2 protein-coding genes are annotated in these 1094 nt (G+C 24.1%); both read right to left on the bottom strand.

Annotated elements, in window-relative coordinates:
• Nucleotides 1-153: 153 nt before the first annotated feature.
• The gene (locus EQ827_RS08770) at nucleotides 154-834 is read right to left on the bottom strand and encodes a 4'-phosphopantetheinyl transferase family protein (RefSeq protein WP_181190595.1); all 681 of its coding nucleotides are present in this window, start codon (nucleotides 832-834) and stop codon (nucleotides 154-156) included.
• A gap of 47 nt (nucleotides 835-881) precedes the next feature.
• Nucleotides 882-1094: hypothetical protein (locus EQ827_RS09010; protein ID WP_219912695.1), on the bottom strand; the 213-nt coding region annotated here is incomplete at its 5' end.

The following is a 1094-nucleotide window of genomic DNA, read 5'->3' as shown; positions in this document are numbered from 1 at the left end:
GGTTGCAAAGGTAATAAATATTGTTTACACTTAAGTTGGTCTGACATAGGTTTCACTTCTTTAGTAGTAGATGACTAAAGTGTAGCCTATTCAGGCTTTTTTATTCAAGAATTATTAACTAGCACCACGCGTAATATTACAATTTGGAATATCCTACCAGTTAAATATTTTAAAGGATTTAGGCAATTTCAAATATATCAAATCTTCTGTATTTACTTTATATAACCTTAACTCCTTCATTTTTTTATTAGCACAAATAGATTGCCAAGTCGTATTACTCATCTTATAACTATATATTTTATAAATATCATAAATATCTTTAATAACTGTTCTTTGTAAAATATCTTCATTTAAACCTGTACCTGTATATTTACATAATGCTTCTTTTCTTGTCCATAATCTAATAAAATCATCTTCAAAATTGTCACTGTTATATAAATAATTATTTTCTTCCATTGAAAAAACTTCACTAGCTATATCATTTACTTCGAAATTAACATTTTCTTGAATATCAAAGCCAATATTTTCAAAACTAAATACGCAACCAACATATTTTCCACTATGGATAATATTGAAATGTATTTTTGAATTATTTAAAAAAGGTTTGCCATATTTTGTTATTTTTAATTTTTCACATATAACCTCTTTGCTTATATTAAATAACTCACTAAATCCTAATAAAATAAGCCCTTGACCAATAAACATTCTATAATTATCTATTCTATTTTTATATAATCTATTATTCGTTAATATTGGAATATTTGTTAAATTACTCAAAGTGTTTAATCCCACTACATTTTTGGTTATATCAATAATTAATTCGAATATTATCATTTATACCTCCCATTTTAAATTTACAAATATAGATTAGAAACAGAAGCCTAATAAGCTATATTTAATATAGCATTATTGATTTCGATATAGTATCTATTTCTATTGAAAATACAGCAGCCATACCATATTTCATGTCGATTTACAAAAGCATGAACCTTGTCTTGATATTCCACAATCTGTTTTTTTATTTCTTGAAATTCACTTTCATGATATATAACTCGCTTACAATAATTATCAATTACTTTTTTTATTTTCATAAA

It is taken from the genome of Bombilactobacillus bombi, from assembly GCF_013607485.1.
Lineage (GTDB): Bacteria > Bacillota > Bacilli > Lactobacillales > Lactobacillaceae > Bombilactobacillus > Bombilactobacillus bombi_A.
Note: the sequence above shows the minus strand (reverse complement) of the source record. Positions and strands in the feature narration are given on the sequence as shown.